This is a genomic window from Streptomyces sp. NPDC052101 (genome assembly GCF_040680235.1).
Lineage (GTDB): Bacteria > Actinomycetota > Actinomycetes > Streptomycetales > Streptomycetaceae > Streptomyces.
Map to the genome: position 1 here is coordinate 40861 of NZ_JBFAWH010000011.1, position 21111 is coordinate 61971.

19 protein-coding genes and 1 riboswitch are annotated in these 21111 nt (G+C 69.6%); of the genes, 4 read left to right on the forward strand and 15 right to left on the reverse strand.

The window, feature by feature from the left end; translation table 11 throughout:
- Positions 1 to 375 precede the first annotated feature (375 nt).
- From AB0L75_RS20480 to AB0L75_RS20500, 5 genes are all read right to left on the reverse strand, one after another.
- Positions 376 to 1572 carry a hypothetical protein gene (locus AB0L75_RS20480; protein WP_365182655.1) on the reverse strand — a complete coding sequence of 399 codons (1197 nt, stop codon included), beginning with the start codon at positions 1570 to 1572 and terminating at the stop codon, positions 376 to 378.
- 28 nt (positions 1573 to 1600) lie between these two features.
- Positions 1601 to 2629 (reverse strand): NlpC/P60 family protein, encoded by a 1029-nt coding sequence (locus tag AB0L75_RS20485; protein WP_365182656.1) that lies wholly within the window; start codon positions 2627 to 2629, stop codon positions 1601 to 1603.
- A 318-nt stretch (positions 2630 to 2947) separates the two neighbouring features.
- A complete protein-coding gene (locus AB0L75_RS20490) occupies positions 2948 to 3982 on the reverse strand; it encodes an NlpC/P60 family protein (RefSeq protein ID WP_365182658.1) in 1035 nt (344 codons plus the stop codon).
- A gap of 220 nt (positions 3983 to 4202) precedes the next feature.
- The gene (locus AB0L75_RS20495) at positions 4203 to 5546 is read right to left on the reverse strand and encodes an NYN domain-containing protein (RefSeq protein ID WP_365182660.1); all 1344 of its coding nucleotides are present in this window, start codon (positions 5544 to 5546) and stop codon (positions 4203 to 4205) included.
- 51 nt (positions 5547 to 5597) lie between these two features.
- Positions 5598 to 5837 (reverse strand): hypothetical protein, encoded by a 240-nt coding sequence (locus AB0L75_RS20500; RefSeq protein WP_365182662.1) that lies wholly within the window; start codon positions 5835 to 5837, stop codon positions 5598 to 5600.
- A 312-nt stretch (positions 5838 to 6149) separates the two neighbouring features.
- Between AB0L75_RS20500 and AB0L75_RS20505 the strand changes: the two genes are divergently transcribed.
- Entirely contained in the window at positions 6150 to 6893 is a 744-nt protein-coding gene (locus AB0L75_RS20505; protein WP_365182664.1) for a rhomboid family intramembrane serine protease, read from the forward strand.
- Complete coding sequence (locus AB0L75_RS20510; protein WP_365182666.1) at positions 6890 to 7171, forward strand: Lrp/AsnC ligand binding domain-containing protein; 282 nt, start codon at positions 6890 to 6892, stop codon at positions 7169 to 7171. The genes AB0L75_RS20505 and AB0L75_RS20510 overlap by 4 nt, the downstream gene beginning before the upstream one ends.
- A 41-nt stretch (positions 7172 to 7212) precedes the next feature.
- On the opposite strand, the gene AB0L75_RS20515 is transcribed toward AB0L75_RS20510, so the two are convergent.
- From AB0L75_RS20515 to AB0L75_RS20540, 6 genes are all read right to left on the reverse strand, one after another.
- Complete coding sequence (locus AB0L75_RS20515) at positions 7213 to 8577, reverse strand: aminotransferase class V-fold PLP-dependent enzyme (RefSeq protein ID WP_365182667.1); 1365 nt, start codon at positions 8575 to 8577, stop codon at positions 7213 to 7215.
- A 141-nt stretch (positions 8578 to 8718) separates the two neighbouring features.
- A riboswitch (SAM riboswitch) is annotated at positions 8719 to 8835 on the reverse strand.
- Positions 8836 to 8910: 75 nt separating this feature from the next.
- Entirely contained in the window at positions 8911 to 9975 is a 1065-nt protein-coding gene (trpD, locus tag AB0L75_RS20520; RefSeq protein WP_365182669.1) for an anthranilate phosphoribosyltransferase, read from the reverse strand.
- A 118-nt stretch (positions 9976 to 10093) separates the two neighbouring features.
- A complete protein-coding gene (locus AB0L75_RS20525) occupies positions 10094 to 11728 on the reverse strand; it encodes a cytochrome bc complex cytochrome b subunit (RefSeq protein ID WP_365182671.1) in 1635 nt (544 codons plus the stop codon).
- A complete protein-coding gene (locus AB0L75_RS20530; protein ID WP_365182673.1) occupies positions 11725 to 12783 on the reverse strand; it encodes a Rieske 2Fe-2S domain-containing protein in 1059 nt (352 codons plus the stop codon). Before AB0L75_RS20530 ends, AB0L75_RS20525 begins: the two co-directional genes overlap by 4 nt.
- Positions 12780 to 13592, reverse strand: coding sequence for a c-type cytochrome (locus tag AB0L75_RS20535; protein WP_365182675.1), 813 nt, complete (start codon positions 13590 to 13592; stop codon positions 12780 to 12782). The genes AB0L75_RS20530 and AB0L75_RS20535 overlap by 4 nt, the downstream gene beginning before the upstream one ends.
- A gap of 62 nt (positions 13593 to 13654) precedes the next feature.
- Positions 13655 to 14275 (reverse strand): heme-copper oxidase subunit III, encoded by a 621-nt coding sequence (locus tag AB0L75_RS20540; RefSeq protein ID WP_365182676.1) that lies wholly within the window; start codon positions 14273 to 14275, stop codon positions 13655 to 13657.
- A 167-nt stretch (positions 14276 to 14442) separates the two neighbouring features.
- Between AB0L75_RS20540 and AB0L75_RS20545 the strand changes: the two genes are divergently transcribed.
- Positions 14443 to 14844: a hypothetical protein gene (locus AB0L75_RS20545; protein ID WP_365182678.1), complete on the forward strand. Its 402-nt coding sequence runs from the start codon at positions 14443 to 14445 to the stop codon at positions 14842 to 14844.
- A gap of 63 nt (positions 14845 to 14907) precedes the next feature.
- Here AB0L75_RS20545 and AB0L75_RS20550 read toward each other — a convergent pair whose 3' ends face one another.
- From AB0L75_RS20550 to coxB, 4 genes are all read right to left on the reverse strand, one after another.
- Entirely contained in the window at positions 14908 to 16170 is a 1263-nt protein-coding gene (locus AB0L75_RS20550; protein WP_365182680.1) for an Ig-like domain-containing protein, read from the reverse strand.
- Positions 16171 to 16347: 177 nt separating this feature from the next.
- Positions 16348 to 16746: a cytochrome c oxidase subunit 4 gene (locus AB0L75_RS20555; protein WP_365182682.1), complete on the reverse strand. Its 399-nt coding sequence runs from the start codon at positions 16744 to 16746 to the stop codon at positions 16348 to 16350.
- Complete coding sequence (gene ctaD, locus AB0L75_RS20560) at positions 16743 to 18476, reverse strand: cytochrome c oxidase subunit I (protein ID WP_365182684.1); 1734 nt, start codon at positions 18474 to 18476, stop codon at positions 16743 to 16745. The genes AB0L75_RS20555 and ctaD overlap by 4 nt, the downstream gene beginning before the upstream one ends.
- Positions 18473 to 19432, reverse strand: a complete 960-nt coding sequence (gene coxB / locus AB0L75_RS20565) for a cytochrome c oxidase subunit II (protein ID WP_365182686.1) — start codon at positions 19430 to 19432, stop codon at positions 18473 to 18475. Before coxB ends, ctaD begins: the two co-directional genes overlap by 4 nt.
- 280 nt (positions 19433 to 19712) lie before the next feature.
- Between coxB and AB0L75_RS20570 the strand changes: the two genes are divergently transcribed.
- The gene (locus AB0L75_RS20570; protein ID WP_365182688.1) at positions 19713 to 21089 is read left to right on the forward strand and encodes an aminotransferase class V-fold PLP-dependent enzyme; all 1377 of its coding nucleotides are present in this window, start codon (positions 19713 to 19715) and stop codon (positions 21087 to 21089) included.
- Positions 21090 to 21111: the final 22 nt, after the last annotated feature.

Below are 21111 nucleotides of genomic sequence, written 5' to 3' on the forward strand. Positions count from 1 at the left end.
GCCGGATGTGGCGCTCAACCGCCGCCCGACCCCTGCCGCCCGAGCCGGCCCGGCTCCCGTCTCCTCCTGACCCGCCCGACGCGCACGAACGGGATCACGGCCCGCTCCAGGCCCTGCCGACCTGGCAGCAGCGTCACGGCCGCCCACTGCGAGCGCCGGCGCCTGGCAGGGCGTAGGCCAGGGGGCAGCTGGACCGCTGTGCCGAGCCGGGTGACCCGGAGCAGCGTCGGGGCTTTGCCGGCGCCCTCCAGGACCCCGCCGAGGCGCGCTGAAGCAGGCCATCGGCAGCGGATGGGGGACGACACAGCGCAGGCGAGGCCGTCGGGGCGCTCGGCCGGTCCGGCTGACCGTCCTGCACGGCGGGTCGGGCCGAGGTCACTCGGTCCGGCTCAGCTGCGCCCGCACATACTCCCGCCACTGCCCGGTGAACGCTCCCGGCGTGGTGCCGAGCACCTTCTTCAGCGCGTCCTCGACCGCGCCCGCCCGTCTCCCGTGGGCGCCGACGGCGCGGTAGAAGGCGTCGAGCCGGGCCGTGCCCCAGTGGCCGGCGATCATCCGGCAGGCCAGCCAGCCGCTCTCGTAGGCCTGGGCCAGCTTGGTGGGGTCGCTGGTGAAGCCGAAGTCCTGGTCGGTGGGCAGGGCGGCCGGGGGGTGGCCGTCCTGGACGGCGCGGGTCAGCTCCGGCGCGGCCTCGGTGGGGGTGCGGCCGGTGCCGAGATAGCCGATCCAGTCCGCGTAGCCCTCGGAGAGCCACAGCGGGGTCGCGGCGGTGGTGTCCGCCCGGGTGGCCACATGGGTGGTCTCATGGGTGAGCACCACCTGCTTGCCGAGGTCGCCGAGGACGGCGTACGCCTCCGGGTTGACGACCACCCGGTCCGCGGGCGCCCGGCCGGATCCGCCCGCCTCGCCGGTGGTGACGGCGGCGATGCCCCGGTAGTTCGCGGCGGGCGAGCCGAGCAGTCCCCCCATGTCCTTGAGGGACCGCGGGACGAGGACGACGACATGGCGGCTCCAGCCGGTGCCCCAGGCGCGGGAGACCGCCGGGACGGCGCGGTCGGCCAGGGTGGCGTAGGCGCGCAGCTGGGCGGCGGTCCGGCCGGTGCCCAGCACGAGGCTGTGCGCGCCCTCGACTGCGGTCACCGGGCCCTGGTCCCACAGCTGCTGCCCGGCCTCCTCGGCGGGCTTGTCGCCGGTGACGTACCAGCCCCCGTCGGCGGCGCGGCCGAGGGTGAGGGTGCGGCTGGCGTCGACCGGGGCCCTGTCGTACCCGGCGACGCGGTAGCTCAGCTCGGCGTCGGCGGTGGCGCCGGAGGAGGTGCGGCTGACGGCGGTGACCCGGTAGGTCCAGGAGGCCAGCGGGAGGGCGCGCAGCCGGGTGTACTCGGTCCGGGTGCCCGTCGCCCCGTACGCCCTCTCGTCGTGGTGCAGGAGGGCCGCGGAGCGCCGGTCGAGCAGGTGCTGCACCTCGGTGCGGGCGGAGTCGGTCGCCGTGCCGCCGCCGCACCCGGCCAGCGGCAGCAGCAGACCGAGGCCCACGGCCCCGATGCCCCACGCCCGTCTGCGACCAGCCATTTCCCGATCGTAACGGCGAGCGGCGCGATCAGGGCCGGGTGACCGACGAGATCGGCATCATCCCGACCGGGTCGTAGCGCACCGCCGCTCCCGGATAGGGCGCGTGGATGACCTGGCCGTTGCCGACGTACATCCCCACATGGCTGGCGTCGGAGCGGTAGACCACCAGGTCGCCGGGGCGGGCGTCGGAGAGCGGGATCTGCCGGCCGGCGAAGCGCTGCTCCTGCGAGGTGCGCGGCAGTTCCATCCCGGCGTGCGCGTACGACCACTGCATCAGGCCCGAGCAGTCGAAGCCGGAGGGGCCGCTCGCCCCCCACACGTACGGGCGGCCGAGGGCGGAGCGGGCGGCGGCCACCGCGGCGGCGGCCCGGGCGTCGGGGGCCTCGGTGGTGAAGACACCGGTCAGGTCGGGCAGGTCGAGGCGGCCGGAGTCGTCGGAGCGGGAGGCCCGGCCGAAGGCGGCGCGTTCGCCGGCCGGGAGCGCGTCGAGCAGCTGCCGGGCCCGGGTGAGCTTGTGCTCGACGGTCCGCTTGTGCGCGGCCACGGCCCTGCGGCTCTTCTCCAGCTCGACGAGCTTCCCGGCCGTCGCCGCGCGCTCCTGGGCCAGCTCCCGCATCGCCGACTCCAGCTCCCGCAGCCGGCCCGCCTGCTGGGCGCTGATGCGGTCGAGGGTGGTCGCCTTGTCGAGGTAGTCGGCGGGGTCGTCGGAGAAGAGCAGCGCGACGGTCGGGTCGATGGCGCCGGAGCGGTACTGGGCGCCGGCCAGCGAACCGAGTTGCTCGCGCAGGGTGTTGATGTGCTGCTGCTGCCGGGCGATGGTGTCCTGGGCGCCCCGCACCTCGCGGCGCAGCGAGTCCGAGCGCTCCTGGGCCTTGTCGTAGGCCTGGGTCGCCTGCTCGGCCTCCTGGTAGAGGCGGTCCACCTCGGCGCGGGTGCCGCTGTGCGGCGCGGCCTGTGCGGGTACGGCCCCGAGCGCGGCGGCCGTGGCCGACAGCATGCACAGGGCGACGGCGCCCCGGTCGAAACCGGACGAGGCAAGGCGGCGATGAGACCCCACGGCAGTCCTTCTGCTGGCGGACAGGAGACCGCTCCCCCGGCGCCTGGGGACGGGGAGGCCCCGGCGCCGGGGAAACGCGGCAGACAGTAGCCGTGCGGAAGGGTCACGGCCAAAGACCGTGATGGCAACACACAGTGACGCCCCGCCTCTGATCGCAGGTGGCTGGCGGGGCGTGGAGTCAGTTTCGGTTCTTGGGATTCGCCCGTTCGGGCGCCCCCGTGTCAGCGTTTCCCGCGCGATCGCGGGGGTATCAGAGCGGCTTTCACGGGGGCGTCGGAGCGTGTTTCGCGGGGCGTCGGACCGGTTTTCGCGGAGCGGTCAGACCCGCACGCCGAACTGGAACGGCATGTCGGACATCGACTCGTAGCGGACCACGGCACCGGTGTGCGGGGCGTGCAGCACCTGGCCGTTGCCGGCGTACAGGCCGACGTGGTGGATGTCGCCGTAGAAGAACACCAGGTCGCCGACCTGGAGGTCGTTGATCGAGTCGATCCGGGTGCCGATGGTGGCCTGCTCCTGGGAGGTGCGCGGGATGGAGATGCCCGCCTGGGCGTAGGCCCAGGAGGTCAGGCCCGAGCAGTCGTAGGAGGCGGTGCCGGTGGCGCCGTACACGTACGGCTTGCCGATCTGGCTCTGGGCGGCGGAGAAGGCCGCCCCGGCGCGGCCGGAGGCCGGCGGGGTGTCGCCGAGGTTCACCCGCGAGCTGGAGGAGCGGTCGGCGCGCTCCTGCTGGGCGGCCAGCTCCTGCTTCTCCTTGGCCGTCAGGGTGTTGAGGAGCTGCTGCGCGTCGGCGAGCTTGCCCTGTACTTCCTTCTTCTTCTGCTCCAGCTCGGTGCGCGTGGAGGAGAGGTCCTTGAGCTTTTCGCTCGCCTCCGTCCGCTCCTGGGCGAGTTCGCGCTGTTTGTCCTGAATCTTCTTCAGCGCGTCGACCTGCTGGGCGCTCAACTGGTCGAGCGTGGAGGCCTTGTCGAGGAAGTCGTCCGGGTTGGAGGACAGGAAGAGCTGGACCGAGGGGTCGATGCCGCCGGAGCGGTACTGCGAGGTGGCCAGCGAACCGAGGCCGTCGCGCAGCTTGTTGAGGTCCTGCTGACCTCGCGCGACGTTGTCCTGGATCGTGGATATTTCCTTCTGCAGCTTCTGCTGCTTCTCCTTCGCCCCGTCGAACTTCTCGGAGGCCTTCTCGGCCTCTTCGTAGAGCGCGTCGACCTTGGCCTTGACCTGGTCCTTGCTGAGCTTCTGGCTCGGCGCGGCGTTGGCGGCGTTCGCGCTCAGCACGACGGCGGCTGCGGCTGCGGTGGTCAGCACGGTCACGCGGGCGCGACTCTGCTGCTTGGGTCGACGGTGGGACGCCACGGAGGACGAACTCCTTCTCGTGAGTGAGTGAGCGATCACCCGTTCGGAGGTTCGAGCCCAGACCCTAGTGACCTTCTTGTGATCAGTTCAAATCCTCACACCAGAAAATCCCATCACGCAATGCATTCTTTGCACTCAACTCACATGGAGTGATCTGCGATTGACACTACGTTGCGTGACGATCCGACCAATCCGGGCATTGCCTACGCCCGTTGGACCTTCAGGACAGCCGCTTGAGAAGCACCGCAGACGCGACCGGTCGGGCACCCGCCTTGGCGACCCCGTCGGCCACCTCGCGGTCGGTGGAGGCGACGATGACCGGACGGCCCGGCGGCTCCGCGCGCACCAGCTGGCGGATCAGCTCGTCGGCCGTGACCCCCGGCTTGGAGAACAGCACCCGCACCCCGCGCGGCGGCGCGAGCAGCACCGGCGCGGCCAGTTCGGCGCCGTCGAAGACGCAGGTCACCTCGGCGCCGGTCTGCGCGGCGAGCGCCGAGAGCTGGCCGAGCAGCCTGAGCCGCTGCTTCTCCAGCGGCATCTGCGGATAGCCGGTCTTGGTGACGTTGTAGCCGTCGACCACCAGATGCGCCTGCGGCAGCGCGAGCAACTGGTCGAGGATGGCCGGATCGTTCTCGGACAGGGCGCGCGCCGCGATGTCCTTCGGTGTCATTCGTCCCGGTTCGACCGCGTCCACGGTCTCGGCGGGCCGCACGGACACCGGCGGCAGGGCGAGTTCGCGCCTGAGGCCCTGAGTCGCCTCCAGCAGGGTGTCCAGCAGCAGCCGTACCCGCATGTCCTCCACGCTGCGGCCCTCGCGGGCCGCGCGGCGGGTGGCCTCCAGCGCGGCCTCGGCCTCACCGAGGCGCGCCTTGAGCCGGCGGGACTCGCTCTCGGCGGCCGACACCTGCGTCTGCGCCTCGGCCCGTACGGCGTCCATCTCGCCGCGCGCCTTGCGCAGCGCGGCCTCGCCCCTCTTGACGTCGCTGAGGGCGGCCCGGAGCTTACGGTGAAGCGATTCCGCTTCCTTCTTCGCCGACTCCAGCTCCGCGCGCAGCCGTTCGGTCTCGGCGCGGGTGTGGTCGCGGGCCTGGGCCAGCTCGGCGCGCAGCCGCTCCAGTTCGGCCCGGCTCTCGTCGTCCGCGCGCTCGGCGTCGGCGCGCTGAGCCTCCTCGCCGGCCGCGGTGACCAGCTTCACCCAGCCCGCCGGGCGCAGTACGTAGGCCGCGGCCGCCACGTCGAGCGGGTCCGCGGCCGGGGGCGGGGAGCCGGAGTCGAGAGCGCCGGCCAGTTCCGGCTGGACCTCTCTGAGCTTCTCCCCGATCCGCTGCCGGAACAGCGCATCGGTCTCCAGCGCCGCCGCCATGGCGTTACCGGCGAACTTGGCCCGGCGATTGGGGGCGAACCGGGCGTACTGCCTCAGCTGGGCGGGCAGTTCCGTCACCGTCAGGCCGCCGAAGCCCTCCGAGACGATCTGCACCACGCGCCGGCGCACGCCGTCGGGCAGCGGACGGTCAAGCACCTCAGCGGTGCCGTCGCCCGGCCCCCCGCCTGTGGTCTCCACCATCCGTCACACCCCACTACTTCACTTCTGCGTCACGTCTGCGGGCCGCTCCGCTCAGGAGCCGGCACCCGGCCTGTCCACCAGCTCCACCTGGTCCACCGCGTTGCACCAGCGACAGCGCACCGACTCGATGGTCTCACTGACCACCTCACGCTCCTCCACCGTCGGCTCACCGGCCAGATCGAGATGGATGTACTCGACGACCTTCGAGGAACGGCTCACATCGAACCGGGTGAGGTTGCCGCACAGGGTGCAGCGCCATCGGGTGGTGGCGGTCGGCTGGGGAACCGTCATCGTGGCTGTCCGCTTCCTTCTCGTCGTCGCTCGTACTCGCTGCGCGCGCCGCGGGCCGACGCGTGTGGCCGTAACCCTACGGCCTGGCGGGGACTCGCCGCTGGCCCGTCCCCAGGGCTCGTCCGGCGGATCCAGCCGTGGACGCGGGGCGCTCCGCGCCGACGCCGTCCGCCGCCGTGCAGCCGCACGCACCATACCCCGCTCACCTGCGTCGATAAGGCGCCGTGCGCGCCTGCGGCCCGATCCGCCGGACAGGCCCCGGCGGCGAGGCGGTCTGTCAGCTTGCGTCCCGTTACGTCATGCTCTGTATTCATGATCAGCGCGTGGAGCACGGCGACCGGCAGGGCCCTCAGAGCGGTCCGGAGCAGCTCGGCACCCCTGACATACGGCCTCATCGCCCTGTGCTGCCTGCTCTTCGCCCTCGGCCCGGCCTCGGGTCTCACGCCGGGGTACGGCACCGGGAACGCGCTGCTCGCCGCGCAGCGGGCGTACTTCCGGCGCTGGGGCGTGGTCCCGGCCGAGCTGTTCGCCGGGCCGGTGCGCGAGGCCCTGACCCCCGCCACGGCCCTGTTCGTGCACGGCAGCTGGGTGCACCTGCTCGGCAACATGCTCTTCCTCTTCGTCTTCGGCGCGATGACCGAGCAACGGATGGGCCGGGTCGAGTTCGCCCTCTTCTACGTCGGCTGCGGCTATCTGGCCCTGCTGGGCTACGCGGCCGCCAATGCCACCTCCGCGCAGTCGCTCGTCGGCGCCTCCGGGGCGATCTCGGCGGTCCTCGGAGCGTTCCTCTACCTGTTCCCCCGCGCCCGCGTGACCAGTCTTCTTCCGTTCCTGTTCTTCCTGCCGGTCCGGTTCCCCGCCTGGGTCGTGCTGCCGTTCTGGGCGGCCCTGCAGTGGGCGGCGGCGGAGCGGACCTCCGCCGGGCCCGGGGTGGCCTATCTGGCCCACCTGGTCGGCTTCGGGCTCGGCTTCGGCTACGCGTGGGTCCGCTACGGCCGTACCACTAGAGTGAGGTCCGCACCGGCCCCGGCACCCGAGGGAGAGAACCAGCCGTGATCACCGCGATCGTCCTCATCAAGACCAGCGTGGACCGGATCCCCGAGATCGCGGAGCAGATCGCCTCGCTGGATTCGGTGAGCGAGGTCTTCTCCGTCACCGGTACGTACGACCTGATCGCCATGGTCCGGGTCGGCCGGCACGAGGATCTCGCCGACGTGATTCCGGGGCGGATCAGCAAGATCCCGGGGGTCGAGGCCACGGACACGCATGTCGCGTTCCGGACGTACTCGCAGCACGACCTCGAGGCGGCCTTCGCGATCGGTCTGGACAACTGACCGGCTGAAGACCGCCCGGGCGTCCGCGGGGCGCGGCCCGGTCAGCTCACCGCCGGTACACAGCGGCCGTCCTGCGTGCGATACGTCCACTTCGCGCCGTCGGTCACCAGTTCCCGCACCGCCGTCACGAAACGCTCCACGTGCTCGTCGGGCGTTCCCGCGCCGAAGCTGACACGGATCGCGTTGAGGGACTTCTCCCCCGGCGCCGCCTCCGGCGCCCCGCACTCGCCCTGGGTCTGGGGGTCAGAGCCCAGCAGGGTCCTGACCAGCGGGTGGGCGCAGAAGAGGCCGTCGCGGACGCCGATGCCGTACTCGGCGGAGAGGGCCGCGGCGAAGTGGGAGCTGTTCCAGCCCTCGACGACGAAGGAGATGACGCCGACGCGCGGGGCGTCGTCGCCGAAGAGGGAGAGGACCCGGACCTGGGGGACCTCGGCCAGACCCGACCGCACCTTCTCGATCAGGTGCCGCTCACGGGCGACGAGGGTGTCGAAGCCGGCCTCGGTGAGCGCCTTGCACGCGGAGGCGATGGAGTAGGCGCCGATGACATTGGGCGACCCGGCCTCATGCCGCGCGGCGCTCTCGTGCCACTCCACGTCCACGCCGCCGTCCTGACGCCGGGTCACCTTGCGGCTGGCGCCGCCGCCGGCGAGGTACGGCTCGGCCGCGCGCAGCCAGTCGGCGCGGCCGGCCAGGACGCCGGAGCCGAAGGGGGCGTACAGCTTGTGGCCCGAGAAGGCGACCCAGTCGACGTCCAGGTCACGGACGGACACGGGGTGGTGAGGGGCGAGCTGGGCGGCGTCCAGGACGATACGGGCGCCGTGCGCGTGCGCGGCGGCGGCCAGCTCGCGCACCGGCCACAGCTCGCCGGTGACGTTGGAGGCACCGGTGACACAGACCAGGGCCGGTCCGTAGGGGTCGCGGTCGGCGAGGGCCCGCTCCAGGGTCGCCACGGCCTGCTGCGGGGTGCGCGGGGCGTCGAGGTAGCTGACCTGGGCGTCCTGCCAGGGCAGCAGGGAGGCGTGGTGCTCGGTCTCGAAGACGAAGACCTGGCAGTCGGCGGGCAGGGCGCGGGCCAGGAGGTTCAGGGAGTCCGTGGTGGAACGGGTGAAGACCACCTGGTCGTCGGCGCGGCAGTCCAGGAACTCGGTGACCGTCCTGCGGGCGTTCTCGAACAGGTCGGTGGAGAGCTGGGAGAGGTAGCCGGCGCCGCGGTGGACGCTGCCGTAGTACGGGGCGTAGGCGGCGACGTCGTCCCAGACGCGCTGGAGGGCGGGGGCGCTGGCCGCGTAGTCGAGGGCCGCGTAGGTGACCTCGCCGCCGGTGACGAGCGGGACGGTGACATCCCGACCCAGAACGGGCAGAGCGGCACAAACAGACTGGTCGGCGGCAGCGGTGAAGACGGACATGGGGAACTCCCGTGAGAACGTGAAAGAGAAAAGGGTGTGCGGAGGCGGGGCTCGGCGGCCCTATCGCATTCGCTTGCTCACGGAAGGCTCCTCGACGACCAGGACCCCTGCCCTCGCGGAAAAAATCAAAGGGGCGCGAGGGGTCCGCGCTTGCCGTAGACCTCGCTGCCTACGGCCTGGTCTTCACCCGGGGCACCCCGCCACGGACGGAGGGTTGCCGGACAGTCGGCCGGGGCCGCATGACTGTCACTCATGACCTGGTACGGGAACGTACGCGAAGAGATCGTCGTCCCGCAACCCGAGTCCGGATCGCGGGACGACCGCCGGCGAACGCTATGCGTTGCTCGCCGCCACCCAGCGCTCCAGCACCCGCTTCGCTGCGCCCGAGTCGATGGACTCGGCGGCCTTGGCGATGCCGGCCCGGAGCTGGTCGGCGAGCGAGGCGTCCGTCGGGTGCAGGGCCACCAGGGCCGCCGCGGAGTTCAGCAGGACGGCGTCCCGTACCGGGCCCTGCTCGCCGTCCAGCAGACGGCGGGCGACCTCGGCGTTGTACGACGGGTCGCCGCCGCGCAGCGCCTCCACGGGGACGAGGTCGATACCGACGTCACGCGGGTCGAACCTCTCCTCGGTGACCTTGCCGTCCCGGACCACCCAGACCCGGGAGGTGGACGTCGTGGTCAGCTCGTCCAGGCCGTCGTCGCCGCGGAAGACCAGCGAGGAGTTGCCGCGCTCGGCGAGCACGCCCGCGACGATCGGCGCCATCCGGAGATCCGCCACGCCGACGGCCTGGGACCGCACCTTCGCCGGATTGGTCAGCGGGCCGAGGACGTTGAAGGTCGTGCGGATGCCCAACTGGCCGCGCGCCGCAGCCACATGGCGCAGCGCCGGGTGGAATTTCACCGCGAAGCAGAAGGTGATCCCGGCCTCTTCCGCGACCTGCGCGACCCGCTCCAGCGGGAGGTTCAGATTGACGCCGAGCTTCTCCAGCACGTCCGACGCCCCCGAGGCCGAGGACGCGGCCCGGTTGCCGTGCTTGACGACCTTCGCGCCGGTGCCGGCGACGACGATCGACGACATCGTGGAGATGTTCACCGTCTTGGCACCGTCGCCGCCCGTGCCGACGATGTCGACGGTCTGTCCGGGCACCTCGATGACGTTCGCGTGCTCGTACATCGCGCGTACGAGCCCGGTGATCTCCTCCACCGTCTCGCCCTTGGCGCGCAGGGCCACGGCGAATCCCGCGATCTGCGCGTCGGTCGCCTCCCCGCGCATGATCCGGTCCATCGCCCATGCGGTGGCGTCGGCGCTCTGGTCGCGCCCCTCCAGCAGGGCGTTCAGTACCTCGGGCCAGGAACGGCCCGCCGCGGTGTCGCCTCCAGCGGGGGTCACAGCGCTCATGAGCCGCTCCTGATGTCGTAAGAACAGTGTGATCCCACCCTATCCAGCCAGGAGCACGGCGAAGGGCCCCGTCCGTAACCCGGACGGGGCCCTTCAGTGTGGCGTGGCGACGCGGCGATCAGTGGTGGCCGTGGCCGCTCGTGATCTCCTTGTACTCCTCGACGGTCGGCTTCGGGATCTGGTTGTCCTCGCCGTAGTAGGCGTGGGACAGCTTGACCCGGAGCTTCTCCGAGGCCGGAACCTTGCGCTCGACACCGTTCTCGTCGACCGTGGGGCCGATCTCGGCCGGCTCGTACTGGTGGTGAGCGGTGAGGGTGTGCAGCTGCTCCTGGCTGAGCGGCTCGTGCACCTCGATGAACTCACCGTGCGGCAGGCGCTTGATGATGCCGGTCTCGCGACCGTGCAGCACCTTGTCGTGGTCGCGGCGCTGCAGGCCGAGGCAGATCCGCTTGGTGACGATGAACGCGAGGACCGGTCCGGCGAAGAAGCCGATCCGGACGAACCAGGTGACGGCGTTGATCGACAGGTGGAAGTGGGTGGCCCACAGGTCGTTGCCACCGCCGACCAGGCCGATCATGTAGACCGTCACCCAGGCGACACCGAACGCGGTACGGGTCGGGGCGTTGCGCGGGCGGTCCAGGATGTGGTGCTCGCTCTTGTCGCCGGTGACCCAGGACTCGATGAACGGGTAGACCGCGATCGCCGCCAGGACGAGACCGAAGAGCACCAGCGGGATGAACACGCCCAGGACGAGCGTGTGGCCCCACAGGTTGATCTCCCAGCCCGGCATGTAGCGGACCAGACCCTCGGCGAAGCCCATGTACCAGTCGGGCTGGGCGCCGGTGGACACCTGGTCGGGCCGGTAGGGGCCCATGGCCCAGATCGGGTTGATCTGGGCGACCGCCGCGATGGCCGCGATGACACCGAAGACCAGGAAGAAGAAGCCTCCGGCCTTGGCCATGTAGACCGGCAGCAGCGGCATGCCGACGACGTTCTTCTCGGTCTTTCCGGGACCCGCGAACTGCGTGTGCTTGTGGTAGAAGACCAGGATCAGGTGCGCCACCATCAGACCGAGCATGATGCCCGGCAGCAGCAGGATGTGGATCGAGTAGAACCGGGCGACGAAGTCGTGGCCGGGGAACTCGCCGCCGAAGAGGAACATCGAGATGTACGTGCCGACGATCGGCATCGACAGGATCGCGCCCTCGGTGAAGCGGACACCGGTGCCGGAGAGCAGGTCGTCCGGCAGCGAGTAACCGGTGAAGCCGGTGAACATGCCGAGGACGAACAGCAGGAAGCCGAACAGCCAGTTGATCTCACGCGGCTTGCGGAACGCGCCGGTGAAGAACACGCGCATCATGTGCACGAACATGCCGGCGAGGAAGATCAGCGCGGCCCAGTGGTGGATCTGCCGGACGAGCAGGCCACCGCGCACATCGAAGGAGATGTGCAGGGTCGAGTTGAACGCCTCGGACATCAGCTGTCCCTGCAGCGGGACGTAGCTGCCGTGGTACTCCACCTCGTTCATCGACGGGTGGAAGAACAGCGTCAGATACACACCCGTCAGGATGATGATGATGAAGCTGTACATGCACACTTCGCCCAACATGAACGACCAGTGGTCGGGGAAGATCTTGCGCATGTTGGACTTGGCCAGGGAGTAGATCCCGAGCCGGCCGTCGGCCCAGTCGGCGATGCGCTCGCCGGCCGGTGCCTTCCCGCGAGAGCGGGTCTCGTTCGCTGCAGTACTCATCCGCGCTCCCAGAATGCAGGACCGACGGGCTCCTCGAAGTCGCCGAGCGCCTGGAGGTAACCCTCACTGTCCACGCCGATGCGCAGCTGCGGCAGGGCGTGGCCGGCGGGGCCGAAGATCACTCGGGCACCGTCGGAGAGGTCGAAGGTGGACTGGTGACACGGGCACAGCACGTGGTGCGTCTGCTGCTCGTACAGCGAGATCGGGCAACCGACGTGGGTGCAGATCTTGGAGAAGGCGACGATGCCTTCGTGCGACCAGTCGAGCTCGCGCTTGTCCTTGATGTTGCCCGGCTGCAGCCGGACGATCATCAGCGCGGCCTTGGCGATCTCGTTCTGGAACTCCTCGTCGGTCTCCTCCAGCCCGTCGGGCTTGGCGAAGGTGAGGGAGCCGACGGCGACGTCCTCGGGACGCAGCGGCTGGTTGGTGTTCATGTTGACCAGGCGCTTGCCCTTGGCCCACATGGTGTGGCGGAGCTTGGTCCCGGGGGCCGGGCCGAGGCCGCCGAGCAGCATGACGCCGGAGAGCGGCACCAGGGCCAGCGCACCGAACATCGTGTTGCGGATCAGCTTGCGGCGGCCGAGCGCCGACTCCTTGGCACCCTGGCGGAAGTCCGCGTGGACCTTCGCCCGGACCTCGGGCGAGGCCGCGATCGCGTGACGGTCGTCGGCGACCTCCACGTCGGACATCAGGGTGCGGGCCCAGTGGACCGCGCCCGCGCCGATGCAGAACAGCGCCACGCCGAGGGTCAGGCCCAGCGCGAAGTTCATCGCGCTGAGGTGTCCGATCGGGAAGACGAAGATCGACTTGTCGTTCGGGATCACCAGGTACGCGGCGATGAAGGCGACGGTGGCCAGCATCGACACCGTGAACAGCAGGGCGACCATGCGCTCGGACCGCCTGGCGGCCCGCTCGTCGATGTCCTGGATCCGGTGCTCGTGCGGCGGCAGACCCGGGTCGGAGAACGGGTTCTCCTCGTCCGCGACCGTCACCGCGCCATGTGCGTGGTCCTGCTCAGCAGGCAGGTTCTCTTCTGGAATGTCTTGGCTACTCATGACTTCTTGGCCTTTGCGGTCCGAGCGGCGACCCAGACGGCGACGGCGATCAGCGCGCCGAGGCCGAAGATCCAGGCGAACAGACCCTCACTGACCGGCCCGAGGCCGCCCAGCTCCAGACCGCCGGGGTTCGTCGTCTCGCTGCTGTCGACCGCGTGCAGGTACGCGATGATGTCCTTCTTGTTCTTCGACGTCAGGGTGGTGTCGGGGAAGGACGGCATGTTCTGCGGGCCGGTCTGCATGGCCTCGTAGATGTGCTTCGGGTCGACACCCTCCAGCGTGGGCGCGTACTTGCCCTTGGTCAGGGCACCGCCCTTGCCGGTGAAGTTGTGGCACTGCGCGCAGTTGGTGCGGAACAGCTCGCCACCCTTGGCGATGTCCGCACCGTCCGGACCGTACTGGTCCTTGGTCGGCACGCTCGGGCCGGCGCCCAGCGAGGCGATGTACGCGGCGAGCTGGTCGGTCTGCGTCTGGTCGTAGACGACCTTCTTGCGCGGGACCTGGGCGCCCTGCGAGGTGGCCGCGGGCATACGGCCGGTGCTGACCTGGAAGTCCACGGCCGCGGCACCCACGCCGACCAGGCTCGGCCCGTCGGAGGAGCCCTGGCCACCGGTGCCGTGGCAGCTGGCGCAGCCGACCTCGTAGAGCTTCTTGCCCTCCTTGATGGTCAGGGACTGGGAGGTTTCATCGGCCTGCGCCTTGCCCGCGGGTGCGAACGCGGCGTACAGCCCCCCAGTGGCCGCCAGCGCGAGGAGTAGGACGACGACCGCCGCCAGCGGATGGCGTCGTCGTGCGGAGAGCTTTTTCACGGATTACCCCGGTGTCAGGATCTTCTGCGTCGGTGCTTCTGGATTGCGGGAGCCGGTCCCGGCTACTTGATCAGGTAGATCGTGGCGAAAAGGCCGATCCAGACCACATCGACGAAGTGCCAGTAGTAGGACACGACGATGGCCGCGGTCGCCTGCTCGTGGGTGAACCTCTTGGCCATGTAGGTGCGGCCGAGGACCAGCAGGAAGGCGATCAGGCCGCCCGTCACGTGCAGGCCGTGGAAGCCGGTGGTCAGGTAGAACACCGAGCCGTACGGGTCGGAGGACAGCGAGATGCCGTCCTTCTTCACCAGCTCCGTGTACTCGTAGATCTGACCGCCGATGAAGATCGCACCCATGATGAAGGTGAGGATGAACCAGCCACGGAGCTTCTTCACATCACCGCGCTCGGCCGCGAACACGCCGAGCTGGCAGGTGAGCGAGGAGAGCACCAGGATCGTGGTGTTCGTCGCCGAGAAGGGCACATTGAGCGCTTCGGCCATGTGCTTCCAGTGCGCCGGACCCGTCACCGATCGCAGGGTGAAGTACATCGCGAAGAGGGCCGCGAAGAACATCAGCTCGGAACTCAGCCAGATGATGGTTCCGACGCTGGTGAGGTTCGGCCGGTTGACCGACGGGTGCGCGTGCCCGGTTTCTACTGTCGTTGCTGTCGCCACGACCGACATTATGTCGGTCGCTTATCCCGCCCTCACTCCGGGGGGTGCCGTTCGGAGTGTTGCTGCCCGCCGAACCGGTGTTGACGTGGTGTTCATGGGTACTTCGGCGGGAGTAAGCTCCGCCCCGAACGGCCCTGTCCGTCCCGTCCGTACGACGCTGACGTCCCGGAGGAACAATGCAGCCGACCGCCACGGTGCTGGTCTACAGCGACGACTCCAACACCCGCGAGCAAGTACGGCTGGCCGCCGGCCGCAAGCCGGCTCCTGATGTTCCCCTGGTCGAGTTCGTGGAGTGCGCTACTCCGGAGGCGGTCGTCCGGGAGCTGGGCCTGGGCGGGATCGATGTCTGCGTGCTCGACGGCGAGGCCGTGCCGATGGGCGGCATGGGTGTGTGCCGGCAGATCAAGGACGAGGTGTTCAACTGTCCGCCGGTGCTGCTGCTGATGGGGCGGCCGCAGGACGCCTGGCTGGCCACCTGGAGCCGGGCCGACGCGGCGGTGACGCTGCCGGTGGATCCCGTGGAGTTCGCCTCGGCCCTCGCGTCGCTGCTCCGTCAGAAGAGGCTGCTGAGCGCCTAGTAGCCCGGGGGCGCCGGGGCGTGTGCACGGCGGAGCCGCATGTTCATACGGCCCCGCGCCCCTTCAGAGCACCGTCGGCTGGAGCCGTACCGCGTTCGACTCGGCGGAGGCGCTCTGTGTGCCGCCCGTCAGCGCGCTGCCCGTGCTCCACTTCTTCCAGTCGACGTTCCAGTCGCCGAAGCCGTTGCCGAAGGGTTCCATCTGGTCGCCCCTGGAGTTGACGACCTTGACGATGTCGCCCTCGCGGACGGTGTCGAAGAACCACTCGGCGTTCGCCGTACTCATGCCGGTGCAGCCATGGCTGACGTTCGCGGAGCCCTGTGAGCCCACGGACCAGGGCGCGGCGTGGACGTACTCACCGGACCAGGTCACCCGGGTGGCCCAGTAGACCGGCAGGTCGTAGGAGTCGGAGGTGCCCGCGGCGATGCCGACCGTGGTGCTGCGCATCCGTACGAAGTACTGCTTGGCCAGCACGACCTTGACGCCGTTGCGGGTCTCGAAGCCGGGCTTGCCGGTGGTGACGGGGAGCACCTTGATCGGCACGCCGTCCTTGTAGACCGTCATGTGGTGCGCCGCGGCGTCCGTGACGGCCTCCAGCCGGTCGCCCGTGGTGATCGTCAGCGGCTTGGACGCGCCGCCCCACAGCCGGTCGCTGATCCTGATGCCGTCCAGGTTGCTGTGCACGGTGACGGTCGCGTGGGTGGGCCAGTACACCTTGGGCCGGTAGTGGAGTTCCTTGTCGTCCACCCAGTACCAGGAGCCCTGCACGGCCGGCGTGGACTCCACCCGGAGGGCGCGCTCCACGACGGCGCGCTGCGTCTTGTCCTTCACCTCCTGGCCGAGTTGGGCGGTGATGGGCTGTCCGACGCCGTACTCGCCCGCGTCCGGCCCGAAGGTGACGGTCAGCCGCTTCTTGCTCGTGGGCATGCTGGTGTCGAACGTGAGGACCTTGCGGCCGGGTGCGCCGTCCTGGTCCTCGGTGCTCACCGTGACCGTGTAGTGGGCGTTGGCGGCCAGCGGGGCGGTGCTGTGCCATCTGCTGCCGTCGGCGGAGAGTTCGCCCGCCACATAGCGTCCTGTGGAGTCCTGGGCGGTGACATCGGTGATGCTGCCCTCACCGCCGTTGGCGGTGACCTCCAGGGGCTTGTCCGGGTCGGCCCGCTTGCCTGCACCGGTGGGGCCGTTGAAGGAGATCAGGCCCGCTGCGTCGTACGGCTTGGCCGACAGGGGGTTGCCGCTCGAACCGCAGGCGGTGACGCCCGCGCCGAGTGCGGTCGCCAGCAGGGTGCAGCCGACGACGGTGCGGGTCCGCGGTGTGTGGTTCATACGATCACGCTATGAGGCGCAGACCTCACCGGCGCGGTAGGTAATCCGTTCGAGTGATCGACACTACGGCAGAGGGCGGACAGCGGATGGGTGACGGGTCAGGCGGGACACCCGAACGGCCGGAAGCCCGGACCCTCCTGATGGAGTGTCCGGGCTTCCGGTGTGTGTTCAGGTGTGTTACTGGGTGCGGTTCTCACCGTGGTAGTACTCGAACACCCAACCGAACAGGCCGACCACGATGAACGGGGCCGAGAAGTAGATCAGCCACCAGCCGACCGCGATGCTGAGGAAGGCGATCGCGCCGCCGAAGCCCAGCATGAGCGGCTGCCAGCTGTGCGGGCTGAAGAAGCCCAGCTCGCCTGCGTCGTCCGCGACATCGGCTTCCTTGTCGTCCTGGGCGCCCGCGTCGACCCGCCGGGCGGTGAAGCCCAGGTAGAAGCCGATCATGATGCTCAGGCCGAAGGCCAGGAAGAGCGCGGTGGTACCGGCCGGCTCCTTCGACCACACGCCATACACGATGGCCATGATCAGGATGAAGACGCTCAGCCAGATGAACATCCGACCCTGGATCTTCACTTGCCGGCCTCCTTGCTGCCCGCGATGGCGGTGCCGTGACCGGCGTGCTCGAGCTGTTCGAGCGCGGCGATCTCAGGGTGGTGCAGGTCGAACGCCGGGGATTCGCTGCGGATCCGCGGCAGGGTGACGAAGTTGTGGCGCGGCGGCGGGCAGGAGGTCGCCCACTCCAGGGAGCGGCCGTAGCCCCACGGGTCGTCCACGCCGACGGGCTTGCCGTACTTGGCCGTCTTCCACACGTTGTAAAGGAACGGCAGGATCGACAGGCCGAGCAGGAACGAGCTGATCGTCGAGACCGTGTTCAGGGCGGTGAAGCCGTCGGCCGCCAGATAGTCGGCGTAACGACGCGGCATGCCCTCGGCACCCAGCCAGTGCTGGACCAGGAAGGTGCCGTGGAAGCCGATGAACAGCGTCCAGAAGGTGATCTTGCCGAGGCGCTCGTCGAGCATCTTGCCCGTCATCTTCGGCCACCAGAAGTGGAAGCCGGAGAACATCGCGAAGACGACCGTACCGAAGACCACGTAGTGGAAGTGGGCCACCACGAAGTACGAGTCGGAGACGTGGAAGTCCATCGGCGGCGAGGCCAGGATGACACCGGTCAGACCACCGAACGTGAAGGTGATCAGGAAGCCGGTCGCCCAGAGCATCGGTGTCTCGAAGGACAACGAGCCCTTCCACATCGTGCCGATCCAGTTGAAGAACTTCACACCGGTCGGTACGGCGATCAGGAAGGTCATGAAGGAGAAGAACGGCAGCAGCACACCACCGGTGACGTACATGTGGTGGGCCCACACCGTCACCGACAGACCGGCGATCGAGATGGTCGCGGCGATCAGACCCATGTAGCCGAACATCGGCTTGCGGGAGAAGACCGGGATGACCTCGGAGATGATGCCGAAGAACGGCAGCGCGATGATGTACACCTCTGGATGGCCGAAGAACCAGAAGAGGTGTTGCCAGAGCAAGGCGCCGCCGTTTGCGGCGTCGAAGACATGGGCGCCGAATTTACGGTCCGCCTCCAGGGCGAACAGCGCGGCCGCGAGGACCGGGAAGGCCAGCAGGACCAGGACACCGGTCAGCAGCACGTTCCACACGAAGATCGGCATGCGGAACATGGTCATGCCCGGGGCACGCATGCAGATGATCGTGGTGATGAAGTTGACCGAGCCGAGGATGGTGCCGAAGCCGGAGAAGGCCAGACCCATGATCCACATGTCGGCGCCGATGCCCGGCGAGCGGACCGCGTCCGACAGCGGCGAGTAGGCGAACCAGCCGAAGTCCGCCGCGCCCTCAGGCGTGAGGAAGCCGCCGACCGCGATGGTCGAGCCGAACAGGTAGAGCCAGTAGGCGAACATGTTCAGCCGCGGGAACGCCACGTCGGGCGCGCCGATCTGCAGCGGCATGATCCAGTTGGCGAAACCGGCGAACAGCGGCGTCGCGAACATCAGCAGCATGATCGTGCCGTGCATCGTGAACGCCTGGTTGAACTGCTCGTTCGACATGATCTGCAGGCCCGGACGGGCCAGCTCGGCGCGCATGAGCAGCGCCATCACGCCGCCGATCAGGAAGAACGCGAACGACGTAACCAGGTACATCGTCCCGATCGTCTTGTGGTCGGTGGTCGTCAGCCACTTCACCACGACATTGCCGGGCTGCTTGCGCCTGACCGGCAGCTCGTTCTCGTACGAGTCCTCAGCTGCCGCGGCACCCTGGGGTTCGTTGAGGATGCTCACAGGTTGTTCGTCTCCCGGTTCTTCTCGTGGCTCGTCTGCGCGATGCCGGCGGGAATGTAACCGGTCTGCCCCTTCTTGGCGAGGTCCTGGAGGTGCTTCTGGTACGCCGCCGGGGAGACGACCTTCACGTTGAAGAGCATGCGCGAGTGGTCGACGCCGCAGAGCTCGGCGCACTTGCCGAGGAAGGTGCCCTCATGGTTGGGGGTCACCTGGAACGCGTTGGTGTGGCCCGGGATGACGTCCATCTTCATCAGGAACGGCACCACCCAGAAGGAGTGGATGACGTCACGGGAGGTGAGGACGAAGCGGACCGTCTTGCCCTTGGGGAGCCAGAGCGTCGGACCGGGGTTGCCCGTCTCCAGGTTCCGCGTGGCGGGCGTACCGGCGTCGTAGACACCGCCGGCGGCTGCCGGGAAGTCCTTCTTGAACCGGTCCGGAATGGCGTCCAGGTTCTTGTCGGTCTTCGCGTCGCCGGCGACACCGGGGACGTTCTCCACGTAGTTGAAGCCCCAGCTCCACTGGTAGCCGACCACATTGATGGTGACGTCGGGCTTCTTGGAGGTGTCAAGGAGCTTCGACTCGTCCCGGGCCGTGAAGTAGAAGAGCACCGAGATGATGATGATCGGGACCACCGTGTACAGGGCCTCGATCGGCATGTTGTACCGGGTCTGCGGAGGTACCTCGACCTTGGTGCGGCTGCGCCGGTGGAAGAAAGCACTCCACAGGATCAGGCCCCACACCAGCACGCCGGTGGCCAGCGCGGCAGCCCAGGAGCCCTGCCACAGGGAGAGGATCCGCGGAGCCTCTTCCGTGGTCGGGGTGGGCATGCCAAGGCGGGGGAAGTCCTTGTATGTGCAACCGGTAGCGGTCGCCAGGACCAGGCCCGCAGTCAGTGCCTGCAGCAGCTTCCGCCGCATCGGGCGCCGCGGCGAGCGGTCGGAGCCGTTGGGACTCACGTAGCGCCTTCCCGAGAGTCTCGCCCGCGCGGTCGGCTGCGGCCTTCTCGCTGGTCGGTCGCCGCCCTGCGTCGGGCAGGGGTTTGGATGTTTATGCGGACCAAACCCTAGCCGACGCTCTCCGAGGGTTCGCGGGGAGGGGGGCCTACTGAAGTGGGTAGTTCGCTGAATTGGCGGCTGCGGGTCCATCGGGGCTGATCGCGCCCCGCGGCGGAGCCGCAATCGACACAGCCCCGCGCCCCTGAGTCGGCTGCTTCCACGGGGGTCTTAACGTTGCCGTATGGCCTACTTCGACGCTGCCACCGCCGTTCCTCTCCATCCCGTTGCCCGTCAGGCGTTGTTGGCCTCTCTGGACGAGGGGTGGGCGGATCCTGCGCGGCTGTACCGGGAAGGCCGCAGGGCTCGCATGCTCCTGGACGCCGCACGCGAGGCGACCGCCGAAGCCGTCGGGTGTCGGGCCGATGAGCTGGTGTTCACCTCTTCGGGAACGCAGGCCGTCCATACCGGTGTCGCGGGGGCGTTGGCCGGGCGGCGGCGGGTGGGCCTCCACCTGATCGTGTCATCCGTCGAACACTCCTCCGTCCTCCATTCGGCGGAGGTGTTCGAGGCGGACGGAGGGACGGTGACCCAGGTGGCCGTGGACCGTGCCGGAGTCGTGGACCCGTCGGCCTACGCGGCTGCCCTCCGGGAGGACACCGCGCTGGCGTGCCTCCAGTCGGCCAACCACGAGGTGGGCACCGTGCAGCCGGTGGGCGAGGTGGCCGAGGTGTGCCGGGCCGCCGGGGTGCCGCTGCTGGTGGACGCGGCGCAGTCGCTCGGCTGGGGGCCCGTCGAGGGCGACTGGTCGCTGCTGACAGCCAGCGCGCACAAATGGGGCGGGCCGTCCGGGGTCGGGCTGCTCGTCGTCCGCAAGGGGGTGCGGTTCGCCGCCCAAGGGCCCCTCGACGAGCGGGAGTCGGGGCGGGCGCCCGGATTCGAGAACATCCCGGCGATCGTGGCAGCGGCCGCCTCGCTGCGCGCGGTGCGGGCCGAGGCGGCCCAGGAGGCGGTACGGCTGCGGGAGCTGACGGAGCGGATCCGGACCCGGGTGCCGGAGCTGGTGCCGGATGTGGAGGTCGTCGGCGACCCTGGGAGGCGGCTGCCCGGAATCGTCACGTTCTCCTGCCTCTACGTCGACGGTGAGGCGCTGCTGCACGAACTGGACCGGGAGGGCTTCTCGGTCTCCTCCGGCTCCTCCTGCACGAGCGGCACGCTGACGCCCAGCCATGTCCTGAAGGCGATGGGCGTGCTGAGCGAGGGCAACGTACGGGTGTCCCTGCCGGCGGGGACCGCCGGGGAGGACGTGGAGCGGTTCCTGGCCGTGCTCCCGGGCGCCGTGGCCGGCGTCCGGGAGAAGCTCGGCGCGCCGGCGCCCGAGACGGCCGTACGGGCCGAGGAACTCGTCGTCGACTCCCTCGGCAAGCGCTGCCCGATCCCGGTCATCGAACTGGCCAAGGTGTTCGGACAGGTGCCGGTGGGCGGCACGGTCCGGGTCCTCTCCGACGACGAGGCGGCCCGTCTGGACATCCCGGCGTGGTGCGAGATGCGGGGTCAGGAGTACGTCGGGGAGGAGCCGGCGGAAAAGGGGACCGCGTACCTGGTACGCCGGGTGAGCTGAACGCCCGAAGAGGCGCGGGGGA